We start from the raw sequence: 19,108 nt of genomic DNA on the forward strand, positions 1-19,108 counted from the left end.
AATCACCCTGCTGCCAATAGGTTGGTGGGAGGGCCTGAAGACCGGGGCCGTCCTACACATCGAGCGACAAATTATGCTTAATGATAATGATTGTCAAATGAGATAAAGAACTAATTCGCATGAAAAGTGCAGAGTGAGAACTGCGACACGCTGACCCTCTTGGCCCCGTTGGCGATCGCATCTGGCGACTAATTATTTGCAGACCCCATCCGTTCTCAAAGGTAGAAATTGCCCAGCGCAACCCTCATCACCCCGTAGGAGCGAGCTCGCTCGCGATGGTCGTCAACGATGACGATGGGCACCTGACACCCCGCAGCGTTCTGCGGATTTTCGCGAGCAGGCGCGCTCTTACCAGGCCGAATTCAGGCAGGAAACCTCATGACCGACGCGTTCGAACTCCCCAGCACACTGGTCCAAGCCCTTCAGCGCCGCGCGGCCCTGACGCCGGATCGGGTGGCCTTGCGTTTTCTCGCCGAAACCCCGGATCAGGCTGTGGTGCTCAGTTATCGCGAGCTGGATCAGCGCGCTCGAATCATCGCCGGCGCGCTGCAGGCGCAGGCAGGGTTTGGCGATCGTGCGGTGTTGCTGTTCCCCAGCGGCCCGGATTACGTCGCGGCCTTTTTCGGCTGCCTGTATGCGGGCGTGATCGCGGTGCCGGCCTATCCGCCGGAGTCGAGCAAGCGTCATCACCAGGAGCGTTTGTTGTCGATCATCGGTGATGCGGAGCCGAGTCTGTTGTTGACCAGCGCCAGCCTGGGCGACGCGTTGCTGCACATCGAAGGCGCGCCGCCGTTGTTGTGTGTCGATACGCTCGACAGTGCGCACGCCGAACGTTGGGTTGCGCCGGATCTGCAGCACGATCACATCGCGTTCCTGCAATACACCTCCGGTTCCACGGCGCTGCCCAAAGGCGTGCAAGTCAGCCATGGCAATCTGGTGGCTAACGAGCTGCTGATTCGCCACGGCTTCGGCATCGATCTGAACCCTGACGACGTGATTGTCAGTTGGCTGCCGCTGTACCACGACATGGGTTTGATCGGCGGTCTGTTGCAGCCGATTTTCAGCGGCGTGCCGTGTGTGTTGATGTCGCCGGCTTACTTCCTCGGTCGGCCGTTGCGCTGGCTGGAAGCGATCAGCGAGTACGGCGGCACCATCAGCGGCGGGCCGGATTTTGCCTATCGGTTGTGCAGCGAGCGGGTCAGTGAATCGGCGCTGGAACGCCTCGACCTGAGCGGTTGGCGGGTGGCGTATTCCGGGTCCGAACCGATTCGCCTCGACACGCTGGAGCGCTTCGCCGAGAAGTTCGCGGCGTGCGGTTTTACCCCGGACAGTTTCATGGCGTCTTACGGCCTGGCCGAAGCCACGCTGTTTGTGGCCGGCAGCGCTCGCGGGCAGGGGATTGGCAACCTGCGGGTGAACGATCAGGCCCTGGCGCAAAACCGTGCCGAGCCGGGCGAGGGCAGCGCGATCATGAGTTGCGGCGTCAGTCAGCCCGATCACGCGGTGCTGATTGTCGACCCACAGGCGCTCAACGAATTGCCGGATAACGCGGTCGGCGAAGTCTGGGCCACTGGGCCGAGTATCGCCCACGGCTACTGGCGCAACCCCGAGGCCAGCGCCAAGACGTTCGTCCAGCACAACGGCAAAACCTGGCTGCGCACCGGCGACCTGGGCTTTATGCGCGACGGTGAATTGTTCATCACCGGTCGCCTGAAAGACCTGCTGATCGTGCGCGGTCACAACCTTTATCCACAGGACATCGAGCAGACCATCGAGCGCGAAGTGGAGGTGGTGCGCAAAGGTCGCGTCGCCGCATTCGCCGTCAATGTCGACGGGCAGGAAGGCATCGGTATCGCGGCGGAAATCAGCCGCAGCGTGCAAAAAATCTTGCCGCCCGAAGCGTTGATCAAGGCCATTCGCCAAGCCGTGGCCGAGGCGTATCAGGAAGCACCGAGCGTGGTGGTGCTGCTCAATCCGGGCGCGCTGCCCAAGACGTCCAGCGGCAAGTTGCAACGTTCGGCCTGCCGCATTCGCTTGGCGGAGGGCAGCCTCGACAGTTACGCGGTGTTCCCATCGGCAGCAACTGACAGCGAGGAACCCGCCGAATCGGGATCTGAACTGCAAACCCTGATCGGCCAGATCTGGTCCGAGCAACTACAGGTCAAACAGGTCAACGCCGACGACCATTTCTTCCTGCTCGGCGGCAACTCTATCGCCGCCACTCAAGTGGTCGCGCGGCTGCGTGAAGAACTCGGTCTGGAACTCAACCTGCGCCAACTGTTCGACGCACCGACCCTCGCAGCGTTCGCCAATGCCGTGGCCCTGCAACAACAGGACGGCGGCCTCGCCCAAGGCGCAATCACCACGCTTTCGCGCACCGAAGCCATGCCGCAATCCCTGGCACAAAACCGTTTGTGGATCACCTGGCAACTCGACCCGCAGAGCAGCGCCTACACGATTCCCGGGGCCTTGCGCTTGCGCGGCGCACTGGATGCAGACGCCTTGCGCGTGAGCTTCCAGCAATTGATCGAACGCCACGAATCCCTGCGCACGCGGTTCTTCGAACGTGACGGCGTGGCGCTGCAGCAAGTCGATGCTGCGGGTGAGTTCAACCTGCAACTGATCGACATCAGCGACCTGCCAACCCACGAGCGTGAAGCGCGGGCGCAGCAAATCCGAGAGGACGAAGCGCGCACCCAGTTCGACCTGGAGAAGGGCCCGCTGCTGTGGGTCACGCTGGTGCGTTTTGATGATGAGGATCACCAACTGCTGGTGACGATGCACCACATCATCGCGGACGGCTGGTCGCTGAACGTGCTGATCGACGAATTCACGCGACTGTATGCCGCCGCATCCCAAGGGCAAAATGCCCCGCTGGCCGCGTTGCCGATTCAATACGCCGACTACGGCAGCTGGCAGCGTCAATGGCTGGCGCAAGGGGAGGGCGAACGTCAGTTGGCCTACTGGAAAGCGAAGTTGGGCGATGAGCACCCGACCCTCAACCTGGCCACGGACCACCCGCGTTCGGCGCAGCACACCCTCCGCGCCGCGCGCCATACCGTGAAGCTGGGCGCGAGCCTGAGCGATGCCATTCGCCAGACCGCCCAGGCACACGATTCCACCTCGTTCATGCTGTTGCTCAGCGCGTTCCAGAGTCTGCTGCACCGCTACAGCGGCCAACGTGATATCCGCATCGGCGTGCCCAACGCCAACCGTCCGCGCCTGGAAACCCAAGGGCTGATCGGCTTCTTCATCAACACTCAGGTGCTGCGCGCCGAGGTGGATTCGCGGTTGTCGTTCGTCGAGCTGCTGGCGCAAACCCGTCAAGCGGCGCTAGAGGCGCAAGCTAATCAGGATCTGCCGTTCGAACAATTGCTCGAAGCTTTCCCCCAGGCCCGCGAGCAAGGCTTGTTTCAGGTCATGTTCAACCATCAGCAACGGGACCTGAGCGCGTTGCGTCGTCTGCCAGGATTGCTCGCGCAAGAACTGCCGTGGCACAGCCGCGAAGCCAAGTTCGACCTGCAATTGCACAGCGAAGAGGATCGTAACGGGCGCCTGAGCCTGTCCTTCGACTACGCCAGCGAGCTGTTCGACGCGACCACCATCGAGCGTCTGGCCGAGCACTATAGCGCTCTGTTGCGCGCCGTCTGCGAGCAGCCAAAAATCGCGATTGGCGACGTGCAATTGCTCACGCCTAGCGAACAGGATCAGCACGCAAACTGGAACGTCGCGCCGTGCCCGATGGCCAGCCAATGGCTGCCGGAACGGCTGAACGAGCAAGCACGCCTGACCCCAGAACGCACCGCGTTGCTTTGGGACAGCGGCAGCCTCGACTTCGCCGAACTGCACACCCAGGCCAACCGCCTCGCGCATTACTTGCGCGACAAAGGCGTGGGCCCGGATGTGTGCGTGGGCATCGCCGCCGAGCGTTCGCCGCAACTGTTGATCGGCCTGCTGGCGATCATCAAGGCCGGCGGCGCCTACGTGCCGCTGGACCCGGATTACCCGGCCGAGCGCCTGGCGTACATGCTCAACGACAGCGGCGTGGAATTGCTGCTGACCCAGACCCAAATGCTGGACCGACTGCCGGCCACCGAGGGCGTCTGCGTGATCGCCATGGATGCGCTGCACCTGGAGAACTGGCCGAGCCATGCTCCGGGCTTGCACCTGCACGGCGACAACCTCGCTTACGTGATTTACACCTCGGGCTCCACCGGCCAGCCGAAGGGCGTCGGCAACACCCACGCCGCGCTCGCCGAACGCCTGCAATGGATGCAGTCGACTTATCGGTTGGACGAAACCGACGTGCTGATGCAAAAGGCACCGATCAGTTTCGACGTGTCGGTGTGGGAGTGCTTCTGGCCGCTGATCACCGGCAGCCGCTTGCTGATCGCCGGCCCCGGCGAACACCGCGACCCGCATCGCATCGCCCAACTGGTTCAGCAGTTCGGCGTGACCACGCTGCACTTTGTGCCGCCGCTGCTGGCGCTGTTCATCGACGAACCGCTCAGCGCCGAATGCACCCGCCTGCGTCGGCTGTTCTCCGGCGGCGAAGCGCTGCCGGCCGAGCTGCGCAACCGCGTGCTGGAGCAACTGCCCGCGGTGCAACTGCACAACCGTTATGGCCCCACCGAAACCGCAATCAACGTCACCCATTGGCAGTGCGCCCTGGCCGATGGCGAGCGTTCGCCGATTGGTCGGCCGTTGGGCAACGTCATTTGCCGGGTGCTCGACAGCGATCTCAACCCGGTGCCGGCCGGTGTGCCGGGCGAGTTGTGCATCAGCGGGGTCGGTTTGGCCCGAGGCTATTTGGGTCGTCCGGGCCTGACCGCCGAGCGTTTTGTCGTCGACCCGATGGGCGAGCAGGGCGCTCGTTTGTACCGCACGGGCGACCGCGCACGCTGGACCGCCGAGGGTGTTATCGAGTACCTCGGCCGGCTCGATCAGCAGGTCAAGCTGCGTGGCTTCCGTGTCGAGCCAGAAGAAATCGAGGCACGCTTGTTGGCCCAGGAAGGCGTCGCGCAAGCCGTGGTGCGGGTGCGCGATACGGCGGCCGGCGGGCAGTTGATCGGTTACTACGTGGCTACGCAAACCAGCGAAACCGAAGATGCTCAAAGCGCCCGCCTGAAAACCGCTTTGACGGCCGAGCTGCCGGAATACATGGTGCCGGCGCAGTTGATGCGCCTGGAGCAAATGCCCCTGAGCCCGAGCGGAAAACTCGACCGTCGTGCCTTGCCCGAGCCGCAATGGCAAGTGCGCGAACACATCGAGCCGGTCACCGAGCTGGAACGGCACATCGCCGGGATCTGGCGAGAAGTGCTGGGCTTGAAGCAGATCGGCTTGCGCGATGACTTCTTCGCCCTCGGCGGTCATTCGCTGCTGGCGACGCAGATTATCTCCCGCACCCGTCAGGTCTGTGACGTCGAATTGCCTTTGCGCACGCTGTTCGAAAACAGTGAGCTGGGCGCGTTCGCCGAACAGGTGCAACGGATACAGGCCAGCGGCAATACCAACCGGCAACCACCCATCGAGAAGGTCGACCGCAGCCAACCGGTGCCGCTGTCCTATTCCCAACAGCGCATGTGGTTCCTCTGGCAGATGGAGCCGGACAGCCCGGCCTACAACGTCGGCGGCATGGCGCGGCTGCGCGGGGGGCTCGATGTCGGGCGTTTCGAGGCGGCGTTGCAAGCGCTGATCATGCGCCACGAAACCCTGCGCACCACGTTCCCGAGCGTTGATGGCGTGGCGCAGCAACAGGTGCATCCGGAAACCGGGATGCGCATGGACTGGAAAGATTTCTCGGCGCTGGACGCCGATCACCGCGAACGGCGCGTGCAGCAACTGGCCGACGACGAAGCGCACCAGCCTTTCGACCTGGAAACCGGCCCGCTGCTGCGCGCCTGTCTGGTCAAGACCGCCGAGCAGGAACATTACCTGGTGCTGACCCTGCACCACATCGTCACCGAAGGCTGGGCGATGGACATCTTCGCCCGTGAACTGAGCGCGTTGTACGAAGCCTTCGTCGACGACCGTGAATCGCCACTGGCGCCGTTGCCGGTTCAGTATCTGGATTACAGCGTGTGGCAGCGTCAGTGGCTGGAGTCCGGTGAACGTCAGCGCCAACTCGATTACTGGACCGCGCAACTGGGCCGCGAACATCCCCTGCTTGAATTGCCGGCGGACCGTCCGCGTCCACCGGTGCAGAGCCATCAGGGCGAGCTGTACCGTTTTGACCTGAGCGACGACCTCGCGGCACGGGTTCGCGCCTTCAATGCGCAACACGGTCAGACCCTGTTCATGACCATGACCGCTGCACTCGCCGTGCTGCTTTACCGCTACAGCGGCCAGACCGACCTGCGCATCGGCGCGCCGGTGGCCAACCGCATTCGCCCGGAAAGCGAAGGGCTGATCGGTGCGTTCCTCAACACCCAGGTGTTGCGTTGCCAGCTCGACGGGCAGATGTCCGTCGGTGAATTGTTCGAGCAGGTTCGCCACACCGTGATTGAAGGCCAGTCCCATCAGGACCTGCCGTTCGATCACCTGGTGGAAGCCTTGCAGCCACCGCGCAGCGCCGCGTACAACCCGCTGTTCCAGGTGATGTGCAACGTGCAGCGCTGGGAATTCCAGCAGAGCCGCATGCTCGCCGGCATGACTGTCGAGTATCTGGCCAACGATGCCCGCGCGACCAAGTTTGACCTCAACCTTGAAGTCACCGACCTCGATCATCGCCTGGGTTGCTGCCTGACCTATAGCACGGATCTGTTCGACGAACCGCGCATTGCGCGCATGGCCGGGCATTGGCGCAATCTGCTGGAAGCCCTGCTCGCCGACCCGCAGCAACGCCTCAGTGAGCTGCCGTTGCTGGCCGCCACGGAACAACAACAGCTGCTCGATAGCCTTGGCGTCGAGCCGGGCGAGCACCGGCTCGACCAGTGCATTCATCACCTGTTCCGCGAGCAGGCACTGACGCGCAATGATGCGCCGGCCCTGACCTTCGCCGGCCAAACCCTGAGTTATGTCGAACTCGACCGCCGCGCTAACCAACTGGCCTGGATGCTCCGCGAGCGCGGCGTGGGCCCGCAGGTTCGCGTCGGCCTGGCGCTTGAGCGTTCGCTGGAAATGGTCATCGGCCTGTTGGCGATCCTCAAGGCCGGTGGCGCTTACGTGCCGCTGGACCCGGAATACCCGCTGGACCGCCTGCATTACATGATCGAGGACAGCGGTATTGGTTTGCTGCTCAGCGATGCGGCGATGTTCGACGCGCTGGGTGAACTGCCGGCCACCGTCGCTCGCTGCTGCCTCGAAGAAGACGCCGCCGAACTGGCTGGTTACCCGACCAGCGAGCTGCCGTTTATCAACCTGCCGCAACATCAGGCGTACCTGATCTACACCTCGGGCTCCACCGGCAAACCCAAAGGCGTGGTCGTGTCCCACGGTGAAATCGCCATGCATTGCCAAGCCGTGATCCGACGCTTTGCCATGCGCCCCGACGATTGCGAGCTGCATTTCTATTCGATCAACTTCGACGCCGCCACCGAACGTTTGCTGGTGCCGCTGTTGAGCGGCGCCCACGTGGTGCTGCGTGCCCAAGGCCAATGGGACGCGGAAGAAATCTGCGGACTGATCCGTCGTCATGCCATCAACATCCTCGGATTCACCCCGAGCTACGGCAGCCAGTTGGCGCAGTGGCTGGCGACCCAGGGCGAGACTTTGCCGGTGCGCATGTGCATCACTGGCGGCGAAGCGTTGACCGGTGAGCACTTGGCGCGGATTCGTGCCGCGTTCACGCCGAGCCTGTTTTTCAACGCCTACGGCCCGACCGAAACCGTGGTCATGCCGCTGGCCAGTCTGGCGCCGCAACAGCTTGAAGAAGGCCTGGGCAGCGTGCCGATTGGCAGCGTAATCGGTGCGCGCGTGGCGTACATCCTCGACGCCGATCTGGCGCTGGTGCCGCAGGGCGCGACGGGCGAGTTGTATGTCGGTGGTGCCGGTCTGGCGCAGGGTTATCACCAGCGTCCGGGCATGACCGCCGAAAAGTTTGTCGCCGATCCGTTTGCCGCCCATGGCGGGCGTCTGTACCGCACCGGCGACCTGGTGCGGCAGCGCGCCGATGGCCTGGTGGAATACCTCGGCCGCATCGACCATCAGGTGAAGATTCGCGGTTTCCGCATCGAGCTGGGCGAGATCGAAACCCGGTTGCTGGAACATGAATCCGTACGCGAAACGGTGGTGCTGGCGCTGGACGCACCGAGCGGCAAACAGCTGGTCGGTTATGTGGTCACTGACGTCGCGGAGCAGGACGAAGCGCAACACACCGAACTGCGTGAAGCCCTGAAAAATCATCTCAAATCGCAGCTGCCGGATTACATGGTGCCCACGCACCTGATCCTGCTGACGAGCATGCCGCTGACCGCCAATGGCAAGCTCGACCGCCGCGCACTGCCGGCGCCGGACCCAGAGCTGAACCGTCAACAGTACGTGGCGCCGAGCAACGAACTGGAACTGGCGTTGGCGCAGATCTGGTGCGACGTGCTGAACGTGGCGCAGGTTGGCCTCAACGACAATTTCTTCGAGCTGGGCGGCGACTCGATTCTGTCGATCCAGGTGGTCAGCCGTGCGCGGCAACAGGGCATTCACTTCAGCCCCCGCGAGCTGTTCCAGCACCAGACCGTGCAGACCCTCGCCGCCGTTGCGACCCGTACCGAACAGGTCACGGCCGAGCAAGGTGTGCTGACGGGTGAATCACGCCTGACGCCGATCCAGCACTGGTTCTTCGACACCGACATTCCCCAGCGTCAACACTGGAACCAGGCGTTGCTGCTGGAACCGACCGTGACGCTGGAACCCCATCGCCTGGAGCAAGCGTTGTTGGCGGTGATCGAGCAACACGACGCCTTGCGCCTGCGCTTCACGGAAGTCGCCGGCCAGTGGCAGGCTGAGCACCAACCGATGTCCGACGCGGCGGTGCTGTGGCAGGTGCGGGTTTCGTCGATGGATAAATGCGCGACGTTGTTCGCCGATGCCCAGCGCAGTCTCGACCTCCAGCAAGGGCCGCTGATGCGTGCGTTGTTGGTGGACGGTCCCGAGGGGCAGCAGCGGCTGTTCATCGCGATCCATCACTTGGTGGTGGACGGCGTTTCCTGGCGAGTGCTGCTCGACGACGTGCAGACGGTGTATCGCCAACTGGACGCCCGGCAGTCGGTCAAGTTGCCGGCGAAAACCAGCGCCTTCAAGGACTGGGCGGCACGCCTGCAGGCTTATGCCGGCAGCGAATCCCTGCGCGAAGAACTGGGCTGGTGGCAGGCGCAACTGGCCGGGCCGAGCGCCGGTTTGCCCTGTGATCGACCCGACGGCGGCCAACAAAATCGCCATGGGCAAACCGTCAGCGTGCGCCTCGACGCCGAGCGCACACAGCAATTGCTGCAACAAGCGCCGAGCGCATACCGAACCCAGGTCAATGACCTGCTGTTGACGGCATTGGCCCGTGTGCTGTGCCGCTGGAGCGGGCACGAATCAGCGCTGATTCAACTGGAAGGCCATGGTCGCGAAACACTGTTCGACGAGATCGACCTGACGCGCACGGTCGGCTGGTTTACCAGCGCTTATCCACTGCGACTGACCCCGGAAAACGGGCAGGGCGCGTCGATCAAGGCGATCAAGGAACAACTGCGCGCCGTGCCGCACAAAGGCCTGGGTTATGGCGTGTTGCGTTACCTCGCCGACGACCTGTGCCGTGAGGCCATGGCGGCGTTGCCGGTGGCGCCGATTACCTTCAACTACCTCGGTCAGTTCGACCAGAGTTTCGGCGCGCAGGCGTTGTTCCTGCCGCTCGACGAAGCCATCGGCGCAGCCCACGATCCCCGTGCGCCGCTGCCCAATGAGCTGAGTGTCGACAGTCAGGTGTACGGCGGTGAACTGGTACTGCGCTGGACCTTCAGCGTCGAACGCTACGCCCCGCACGCCATCAACGAACTGGCGGCTGCGTACCTCGCTGAGCTGCACAGCCTGATCGAGCATTGCCTGAGTGACGATGCCGGGGGCCTTACGCCGTCGGACTTCCCGCTGGCCCGGCTGACGCAAACGCAACTCGATGCGCTGCCGGTGCCGGCCGCCGTGATCGAAGACGTCTACCCGTTGACGCCGATGCAGGAAGGCATGTTGCTGCACACCTTGCTGGAACCGGGCACCGGTCTCTATTACATGCAGGACCGCTATCGCATCAACAGCGAGCTGGATCCGCAGCGTTTCACCCAGGCCTGGCAAGTGGTGATCGCCCGTCACGAAGCCCTGCGCGCGTCGTTCTGCTGGAACGTCGGCGAAGACATGTTGCAGGTTATCCACAAGCCCGGCAGCACACCCATCGAGTACCTGGACTGGACCGCCTTGAGCGAGGCCGAGCAGGAACCGAAGCTGCAGGCGCTGCTGAAAAGCGAGCGCGAGGCCGGTTTCGATCTGCTCAACCAGGCACCGTTCCACCTGCGGTTGATCCGCGTCGGTGCGGCGCGTTACTGGTTCATGATGAGCAACCACCACATCCTCATCGACGCCTGGTGCCGCTCGCTGCTGATGAACGATTTCTTCGACATCTACACCGCACTCGGCGAAGGTCGAGAGGCGCAGTTGAGCGTGCCGCCGCGCTACCGCGACTACATCGGCTGGCTGCAACGCCAGAGCCTGGCCGAAGCGCGGCAATGGTGGAAAACCAACCTGCAAGGCTTCGAACGCACCACGCCGATTCCGAGTGACCGGCCGTTCCTGCGTGAACACGCCGGCGACAGCGGTGGCATGATCGTCGGCGACCGCTACACACGCCTCGATGCACGGGACGGCGCGCAGTTGCGCGAACTGGCCCAGGCGCATCAGTTGACCATCAACACCTTCGCCCAAGCGGCGTGGGCCTTGGTGCTGCGGCGTTTGAGCGGTGATCGCGACGTGTTGTTCGGGGTCACGGTGGCCGGGCGACCGGTGGAGATGCCGCAGATGCAACGCACCGTCGGGCTGTTCATCAACAGCATCGCGCTGCGGGTAAAAATGCCGGAAGACGATCAGCGTTGCAGCGTTCGTCAGTGGCTCAGCGGTTTGCTCGACAGCAACATGCAACTACGTGAGTACGAATACCTGCCGTTGGTGACGATCCAGGAAAACAGCGAATTGCCCAAAGGCCAGCCGCTGTTCGACAGCCTGTTCGTGTTCGAAAACGCCCCGGTGGAAGTCTCGGTGCTGGACCGTGCGCAGAGCCTCAACGCGACCTCGGATTCGGGCCGCACCCACACTAACTTCCCGCTGACGGCAGTGTGTTATCCGGGCGATGACCTGGGCTTGCACCTGTCTTACGACCAGCGTTATTTCGATGAGTCCACGGTTGAGCGCATGCTCTGCGAGTTCAAGCGTTTGCTGCTGGCGTTGGTGGACGGTTTTCATGGCGACATGGCGGACTTGCCGTTGCTGAGCGCCGAGGAGCAGGACTTCCTGATCCACGGTTGCAACCAGAGTGAACACGCTTACCCGCTGGAGCAAAGTTACGTCGCGTTGTTTGAAGCGCAGGTGGCTCGGCACCCACAACGGATTGCCGCGAGCTGCCTGGAGCAACAGCACAGCTATGCCGAGTTGAACCAGCGCGCCAACCGTCTGGGCCATGGGTTGATCGCGGCGGGTGTCGGGCTGGATCAACCAGTGGCGTTGCTGGCTGAACGCAACCTTGATTTGCTTGGCATGATCATCGGCAGCTTCAAGGCGGGGGCGGGTTATCTGCCGCTGGACCCGGGGCTACCGAGCCAGCGTTTGAGCCGCATCATCGATTTGAGCCGCACGCCGTTGTTGGTCTGCACGCAGGCCTGCCAGGCACAGGCTGTCGCGTTGCTGGAAGAGTTCGCCTGTGCCCATCGGCCTCGTTTGCTGGTGTGGGAAGACGTGCAGGCGAGCGATAGATCGGTGGCCAATCCGGGCATTTACAGTGGCCCGGATAACCTCGCTTACGTGATCTACACCTCGGGTTCCACTGGCCTGCCGAAGGGCGTGATGGTCGAGCAGCGCGGGATGCTGAACAATCAGCTGAGCAAGGTGCCGTACCTGGAGTTGAGCGAGTCCGATGTGATCGCTCAAACCGCGTCGCAAAGCTTCGACATTTCGGTCTGGCAGTTCCTCGCCGCGCCGCTGTTCGGTGCGCGGGTCGACATCGTGCCGAACACCCTCGCCCATGATCCACAGGGGTTGCTGGCGCACGTGTCGGCCCAGGGCATCACCGTGCTCGAAAGCGTGCCGTCGCTGATCCAGGGCATGCTCGCCCAAGAACGCATGGGCCTTGATGGCCTGCGCTGGATGCTGCCGACTGGCGAAGCCATGCCGCCGGAACTGGCCCATCAATGGCTGTTGCGTTACCCGGACATCGGGCTGGTCAACGCGTATGGCCCGGCGGAGTGCTCGGATGACGTGGCGTTCTTCCGCGTCGACATGGCCTCGACGCGCGGCAGTTATTTGCCGATTGGTACGCCGACCGACAACAACCGCTTGTACCTGCTCGACGGTGCGCTGGAGTTGGTGCCATTGGGCGCGGTGGGTGAGCTGTGCGTGGCCGGCACGGGTGTCGGGCGCGGTTACGTGAGTGATCCGTTGCGCACCGCCCAGGTGTTTGTGCCGAACCCGTTTGGCGCGCCGGGCGAGCGTTTGTACCGCACTGGCGACCTGGCCCGGCGGCGCAGTGATGGCGTGCTGGAATACGTCGGGCGCATCGACCATCAGGTGAAGATTCGCGGTTACCGCATCGAACTGGGTGAAATCGAAGCCCGCCTGCACGAGCAACCGGAGGTGCGTGAAGCGGCCGTCGGTGTGCAGGAAGGGGTCAACGGCAAGCACTTGGTGGGTTACCTGGTGGCGGCTGATTCAGCGCTCAACCCGGCCGAACGCCTGGACCGCATCAAACAGCGCCTGCGCGCCGAACTGCCGGAATACATGGTGCCGCTGCACTGGTTGTGGCTTGACCGCATGCCGCTCAATGCCAACGGCAAGCTGGATCGCAAGGCGCTGCCGGCGCTGGAGATCGGCCAGTTGCAGCGCCATGATTACCAGGCGCCGCGAAACGAGCTGGAGCAGACCCTGGCGAATATCTGGGCTGAGGTGTTGAAGGTCGAGAAGGTCGGCATCCGCGACAACTTCTTTGAGCTGGGCGGGCATTCGTTGCTGGCGACGCAGATTGCTTCGCGGGTGCAGAAATCACTGCAACGGGATGTGCCGCTGCGGGCGATGTTCGAGTGCAGCACGGTGGAGGAGCTGGCCGGATACATCGACGGACTGGCGGCGGGGGAGATGACCGAGGAGAAGGTGGATCGGTTGACTGACCTGATGGCGGAGCTTGAGGGGCTTTGATGCTTTAGCGTCTGTGAGGGCCTCATCGCGAGCAGGCTCACTCCTACAGGAGTTGTGTCGATCACAATAATCATGATCGACATAAATCACTGTAGGAGTGAGCCTGCTCGCGATAGCGCCAGTGAGAACACTAAACCTCTGGAAGAAATCACTTGGGCCCGAGAATCTTCACCAACTTGTCCGGCGACGGCGCGCCTTGCTGCTGTTGCAGCTCGCCCTTGTCATCCATGTAAAAAATCGCCGGGGTCGCCGACAGCTCCAGCTCTTCCATCAACTGCATGTTCGCCGCCAGTTTCGCCTGGATCGCCGGCGGCACTTCTTTCAGCGCCTTGAGCGAGCTCTCCTTGCCGGATTTCTCATGGTCTTCCAGCGCCTTGCTCGGGTCCTTGGCCGCCAGCAGCGCGGCGGATTTGCCGGGGCTGTCTTCACGAATGATGCCGACCATGATGTGCCGCAGCTGCACTTTGCCGGCCTTCACCCACGGCCTCGCCTGTTCCCAGAACATGTTGCAGTAAGGGCAGTTCGGGTCGCTGAACAGGTACACGACGCGTGGCGCATCTTTTTTGCCGTCACCGATCCAGTTGCTGGCTTCCATCTTGCCCCAGACTTCCTTGGCCATCGGTGCGTAGACCAGTTTCTGCAACGGCGCGGTGCTCAGGTCGTTGCCTTCGGCATCAAACAAATTGCCCAACAGCACGTGCTTGCCGTCCGGCGTCAGGTACAGCGCCATGCCCCGGTTCTGGTACTGCGCCGCGTAACCGCGCAGGCCATCGGGTGCGTCGAACTGGCCAACGATTTTCGCGCCTTTGGCTTCGATTTTCTTGATCGCTTCGGGCAGTTCTTCGGCAGCCTGTACCGACGGCAAATGCAGAAGGGCGGCGCCGAGGGTCAGCGTCAGCAAGTGGCGGAGGCGGGGCATGGCAGTTTCCTTGAAGATGAGGCCGGTTCGGCAGAAGTCGGGGTGTCGAAGTTTTCCAGGGCCCGGGCCAGGCTGGCTTCCGACAGTTCGCCCAGATGGCTGCCCAGCAGGCGACCGTCGGGGCTATAAAACAGCGTCGTCGGCAACGCCATGGAGCCGACCGCCTGGCCCAATCGGCCACCGCCGTCGAACAGCACGTTGGACAGGCTCAGGCCCTGGGTTTCCAGGAAGGTGCTGACGCTTTGCATGCTTTCGGCCTGATTGACGAACAGGAAGGTCAGGTCCGGACGGTGCTGCTGGGCGTTTTCCAGCACCGGCATTTCCCGGCGACACGGCGGGCACCAGGTGGCCCACAGGTTGATGACCAAAGGACCGCCCTTGTAATCCACCAGTTGCACGGTTTGCCCGGCGGCATTGCGCAAGGTGATTTCCGGCAGACGCGTGCCCTGTTCGTAGATCGTCAACGAGAACGTCGCGAGCAGCCAGAAGGCCAGGCCGCTGGCCACGCCAAAGCCCAGTGGCCGGCGCAAACCTGGCCGCCGCCAGCCTCGGTACACCGTGGCCAGCACCAGTGCGATCACCCCCGGCCAGGCGAGGAAACCGCCGTCGCGCAGGTCGATGATCTGCCACGGATCATTGCGGTAGTGCGTCCAGTACAGCGCCACGAAACTGACCCGCGCCGCCAGCATCCCGATCAGGAACAGGCTGAACAACGCCGACTCGGGATTCTCGCCGCCGCGCTTGGCCACCCGCCAGCCGACGAACGTCGCGAGCGCGAGCGCACTGATCAGCAGCAAGTGGTTAAGCGCGATGGCAAAAGTGCCGAGGGTAAAGGTCAGCATTAACGAGCGTCTCGGGTGGTGGTCCAGCGTTGCAGAAAGGTGTCGGCATCGACCTCGCCGGTGATGCGCTGGCTGCGACGCTCGATGCCGTCGGCACCGATCCACAGAAAGCTCGGCGGCCCCGGCACTTTATAACGGCCGAGCAATTCGCGGCTGGCGGCATTGTCGGCGGTGACGTCCAGCCGTAGCAAGCGCACATCGCTCAGGGCCGCGAGGACATGGGCCTTGCCGAACACCTGTTTTTCCATGACTTTGCACGACACGCACCAGTCGGCGTAGTAGTCCAGCAGCACCCACTGGCCCTGCGCCTGTGCCGCGTCGAGTTCGCGCTGCAAAGCGGCCGGGTCCTTGATTGTGGTGAAAGCGTCGTGGCCGACCGGGCCGGCAACGTTGCTGGCATTGGCGGCGCTGTAGACGCCCAGCGGCTTGAACAGATCATCGCTGCCACCCGCGGCTCCGATCATCAGCAGGCTGCCCCACAGGCCGAGCAACAACGAACTCGCGCCAAATAGCTGAGCGACACGACCGAAACCGTCCGACTGTTTCCAGGCGCTGTAGGCGGCGATCAACAGCAAGGCGCCACACAAACCGATCCACAGCGATTGATCCAGCACCGGGCGCAGCATCAGCAGCGCAGTGGCGAGGAACAGGAAACCGAACACGCCTTTGAGCAAGTTCATCCAGGCGCCGGGTTTGGGCAGGAAACGATTGCCGACCGTCACCAGCAACAGCAGCGGCACCCCGATGCCGATGCCCATGGCGAACAGAATCAGCCCGCCGTGCAGCGCATTGCCGCTTTGCGCGATGTAGAGCAGGGCGCCGGCGAGGGGGGCGGTCATGCACGGGCCGACCAGCAAGCCGGACAACGCCCCGAGCACACCGGCACCGATCAGGCTGCCGCCGCGTTGGTTGCGCGAGACGTTTTCCAGGCGATCACGCACCGCGACCGGCAGTTGCAGCTCGAAGAAGCCGAACATCGGCAGCGCCAGCAACACAAACACCGCAGCGAAACTGCCCAGCAACCACGGGTTTTGCAGCAGCGCTTGCAGGTTCGCCCCGAGCAGCGCGGCCAGCACGCCCATCGCCGCATACACCAGCGCCATGCACACCACATAACTGCCCGCGAGGGCAAAACCACGCTTGGGCGTCGCGCCGCTGCCAACAATCAACCCCGCCAGAATCGGCAGCATCGGCAACGTGCAAGGGGTAAAGGCCAGCAACAGCCCCAGGCCGAAAAACACCAGCAAGCTCCAGCCCAAGGCCCGTTGTTGCAGGCCGCTGGCCAAGGCTTGATCCGGCGCTTCGTCGGTCGCAGACGTGGCAACGCTGCCGCCCAGATCCACAACCTGGGTTTGCGGCGGGTAACACAACCCGGCATCGGCACAGCCCTGAAAGCCGACCTTGACCTGACCGGTGGCGCCGGCCGGGATTTTCAGTTCCAGGCCCTGGCGATATACCTGTTGTTCGCCGAAGAACTCATCACTGTGGGATTCGCCTTCGGGCAATGGAGGATGCAGTTCAGCGGGCAGTCCATCGAGTTTCAGGCGCTTCTGATAAAGGTAATAACCGTCGGCGATCTGCCAATACAGCTGGGTTTCACCGGATTCGAGGCGTTCGGAGGTAAAAATGAACGCTTTGCCGACGGGAAGAAAGTCGGGTTTGGTGTCGAACGGATTGCTCCCGGCCTGGGCCACAGTCGAGATTAAAAGAACAAAAAATAGAAACAGTCGACGCATTGGGTAAGCCTTGTCCCTGTGCAAGTGAAGTGCACAATGGGTGGCGGCGATTAACCGATGATTAACCGCGATGGCCTTGTGGCCATGGTGCTTGCGGCATAATGTCCGCTTAATCGGCCACCCGCCTAATCACCTTTTTTTCACAGGTCCCACCATGCACGTACTGGTTTGCGAAGACGACGAGCTGATCGCCAGCGGCATTGTTGCCGGCCTCACGGCCCAGGGCCTGACGGTCGAGCACGTCGCCACCGCGTCGGCGGCCCGGGCGATGCTCAAAGTCGCGGAATTCGACGTGATGGTCCTCGACCTCGGCCTGCCGGACGAAGACGGGCTGAAGCTGTTGCAGCAGTTGCGCCAGCATGGCCTGGAGATCCCGGTGCTGATCCTCACCGCCCGGGATTCGGTCACCGACCGCGTCGATGGCCTGCAAGCGGGGGCTGACGATTACCTGCTCAAGCCCTTCGACCTGCGCGAACTGGCCGCCCGTCTGCACACTTTGTTGCGACGAGTGGCAGGGCGCAGCGTCAACCTGATCGAGCATGGCGCCCTGACCTATGACCCCAGCAGTCGCGAAACCATGCTCGCCGGTCAGCCGGTCGACTTGTCTCGGCGCGAGCAATCGCTGCTGCAAGCCCTGTTGCATAACCGCGGCCGGGTGCTGTCCACCGAGCAGCTGAAAGACAGCGTCTACGGCTTCAACGACGAACTCGAAAGCAACGCCCTTAACGTTCATATCCATCACCTGCGGCGCAAACTCGGCAACGGCATTGTCGAGACCGTGCGCGGCCTGGGCTATCGCCTCGGGCCGGCGGATGGTGGCGGAGATCAATCGAAGTGATGAGCCTGCGTTTGCGCCTGAGCCTGACACTCGGCGCTGCCTTTGCGCTGATCTGGGCCCTGGCCGCCGCCTGGATGCTCAGCGACCTGCGCAACCAGATGATGTTTTCCCTCGACCAGCGGCTGGTGGCCTCGGCGCGCATGGTCGCGGGCCTGATGGAACAATTGCCGGCTTTGCCGACCAAGGGCGAGGGCACCCATTTCAGCGCCGAACAATTGAACGTTCCGGGGGGGATGGCGTGTCAGGTCAGTTCGATGCGCGGCGAAATTCTCGCCCGCAGTCATACCGAACCCCAACAAACCCTGGAAGCCGAGAAAATGGGCTTCCACGATCAGATGATCGACGGCGCGCCGTGGCGCAGTTTTACCTTGGCGCGTGGCGACCTGCGCATTACCACGGCGGACCGGCAGATCGAGCGTGAAGCGCTGAACATGTCGATTCTGCTGGCGGCGTCGGTGCCGGTGGGCGTGGCGTTGCTGGGTTGCCTGTGCCTGTTGTGGCTCGGGATCGGCCAAGGGCTGGCGCCGCTCAATCGCATGCGCGACGCGTTGATGCGCCGCAGTGCCGACTCGCTGGAACCGTTGCAGATCCAGCCGCTGCCCAGCGAACTTCAGCCGTTGCTGGACACGCAGAACCAGCTGTTCCAGCGTATCGGCAAGACCATCGAACGCGAACGCCGGCTGACCGGCGACGCGGCCCACGAACTGCGCAGCCCGTTGACGGCGATCAAGACTCACCTTCAAGTGGCGCGCATGACCGAAGGCGCGGCCCGGGATCAGTCCCTGGCCCGGGCTGAAGAGGGCGCCGATCGGATGCACCGGACCCTTGAACAATTGCTGTTGCTGGCGCGGGTCGAGGGCAGCCTGTCGTTCGACGACGGCGTGCAATGCAGCGCCGAGCAGGTGGCGAAACTGGCGATCCAGGATGCGGCCAGCGGTGACCGGCAGCGGATCACGTTCAAGGTGCCACCGAAGGTTTCTTCCGCACCGGTGCAAATGCCCGCCGTGCTGTCGATTGCCGCGTTGCGCAATCTGCTGGACAACGCGCTGCGTCATACCCCGAATGACGGCCCGGTAGAATTGAGCCTGGAAACCACCGGTAACCGCGTGCAGTTTGTGGTGCGCGACCACGGCCCGGGCATTGCCGAAGGCGATCTGCAGCACCTGACCCAACGCTTCTGGCGCAACGGCCAAAGCACCGGTTGCGGCCTCGGGTTGGCGATTGTCCAGGCGATTGTCCAGCGCTGCGGCTGCACCCTGCATTTCGACAGCCGCCCGGATGGTTTGCGGGTCGAGCTGACCATGCCCCTGCAACCCCTCTAACCCACCCTGCACATCCCCTGTAGGAGCGAGCCTGCTCGCGATGGCGTCCTGACATTCAATGCTGATGTTGACTGTACGGACGCTATCGC

6 protein-coding genes are annotated in these 19,108 nt (G+C 63.2%); 3 read left to right on the plus strand and 3 right to left on the minus strand.

Annotated elements, in window-relative coordinates:
- Positions 1 to 378 precede the first annotated feature (378 nt).
- The gene (locus EJA72_RS11935; RefSeq protein WP_157711637.1) at positions 379 to 13,362 is read left to right on the plus strand and encodes a non-ribosomal peptide synthetase; all 12,984 of its coding nucleotides are present in this window, start codon (positions 379 to 381) and stop codon (positions 13,360 to 13,362) included.
- Between the two features lie 148 nt (positions 13,363 to 13,510).
- Here EJA72_RS11935 and dsbG read toward each other — a convergent pair whose 3' ends face one another.
- From dsbG to dsbD, 3 genes are read right to left on the minus strand one after another with little or no spacing between them, the layout of a single operon-like run.
- Entirely contained in the window at positions 13,511 to 14,281 is a 771-nt protein-coding gene (gene dsbG, locus EJA72_RS11940; RefSeq protein ID WP_157711638.1) for a thiol:disulfide interchange protein DsbG, read from the minus strand.
- Positions 14,257 to 15,123 carry a TlpA disulfide reductase family protein gene (locus EJA72_RS11945; protein WP_157711639.1) on the minus strand — a complete coding sequence of 289 codons (867 nt, stop codon included), beginning with the start codon at positions 15,121 to 15,123 and terminating at the stop codon, positions 14,257 to 14,259. Before EJA72_RS11945 ends, dsbG begins: the two co-directional genes overlap by 25 nt.
- Entirely contained in the window at positions 15,123 to 16,859 is a 1,737-nt protein-coding gene (dsbD, locus tag EJA72_RS11950; RefSeq protein WP_157711640.1) for a protein-disulfide reductase DsbD, read from the minus strand. The genes EJA72_RS11945 and dsbD overlap by 1 nt, the downstream gene beginning before the upstream one ends.
- A gap of 154 nt (positions 16,860 to 17,013) precedes the next feature.
- On the opposite strand from dsbD, the gene EJA72_RS11955 reads away from it, so the two are divergent.
- The gene (locus tag EJA72_RS11955) at positions 17,014 to 17,697 is read left to right on the plus strand and encodes a response regulator (RefSeq protein WP_157711641.1); all 684 of its coding nucleotides are present in this window, start codon (positions 17,014 to 17,016) and stop codon (positions 17,695 to 17,697) included.
- Positions 17,694 to 19,019, plus strand: coding sequence for an ATP-binding protein (locus EJA72_RS11960; protein ID WP_178129301.1), 1,326 nt, complete (start codon positions 17,694 to 17,696; stop codon positions 19,017 to 19,019). Before EJA72_RS11955 ends, EJA72_RS11960 begins: the two co-directional genes overlap by 4 nt.
- Positions 19,020 to 19,108: the final 89 nt, after the last annotated feature.

This window comes from Pseudomonas sp. PB120 (genome assembly GCF_009761815.1).
Lineage (GTDB): Bacteria > Pseudomonadota > Gammaproteobacteria > Pseudomonadales > Pseudomonadaceae > Aquipseudomonas.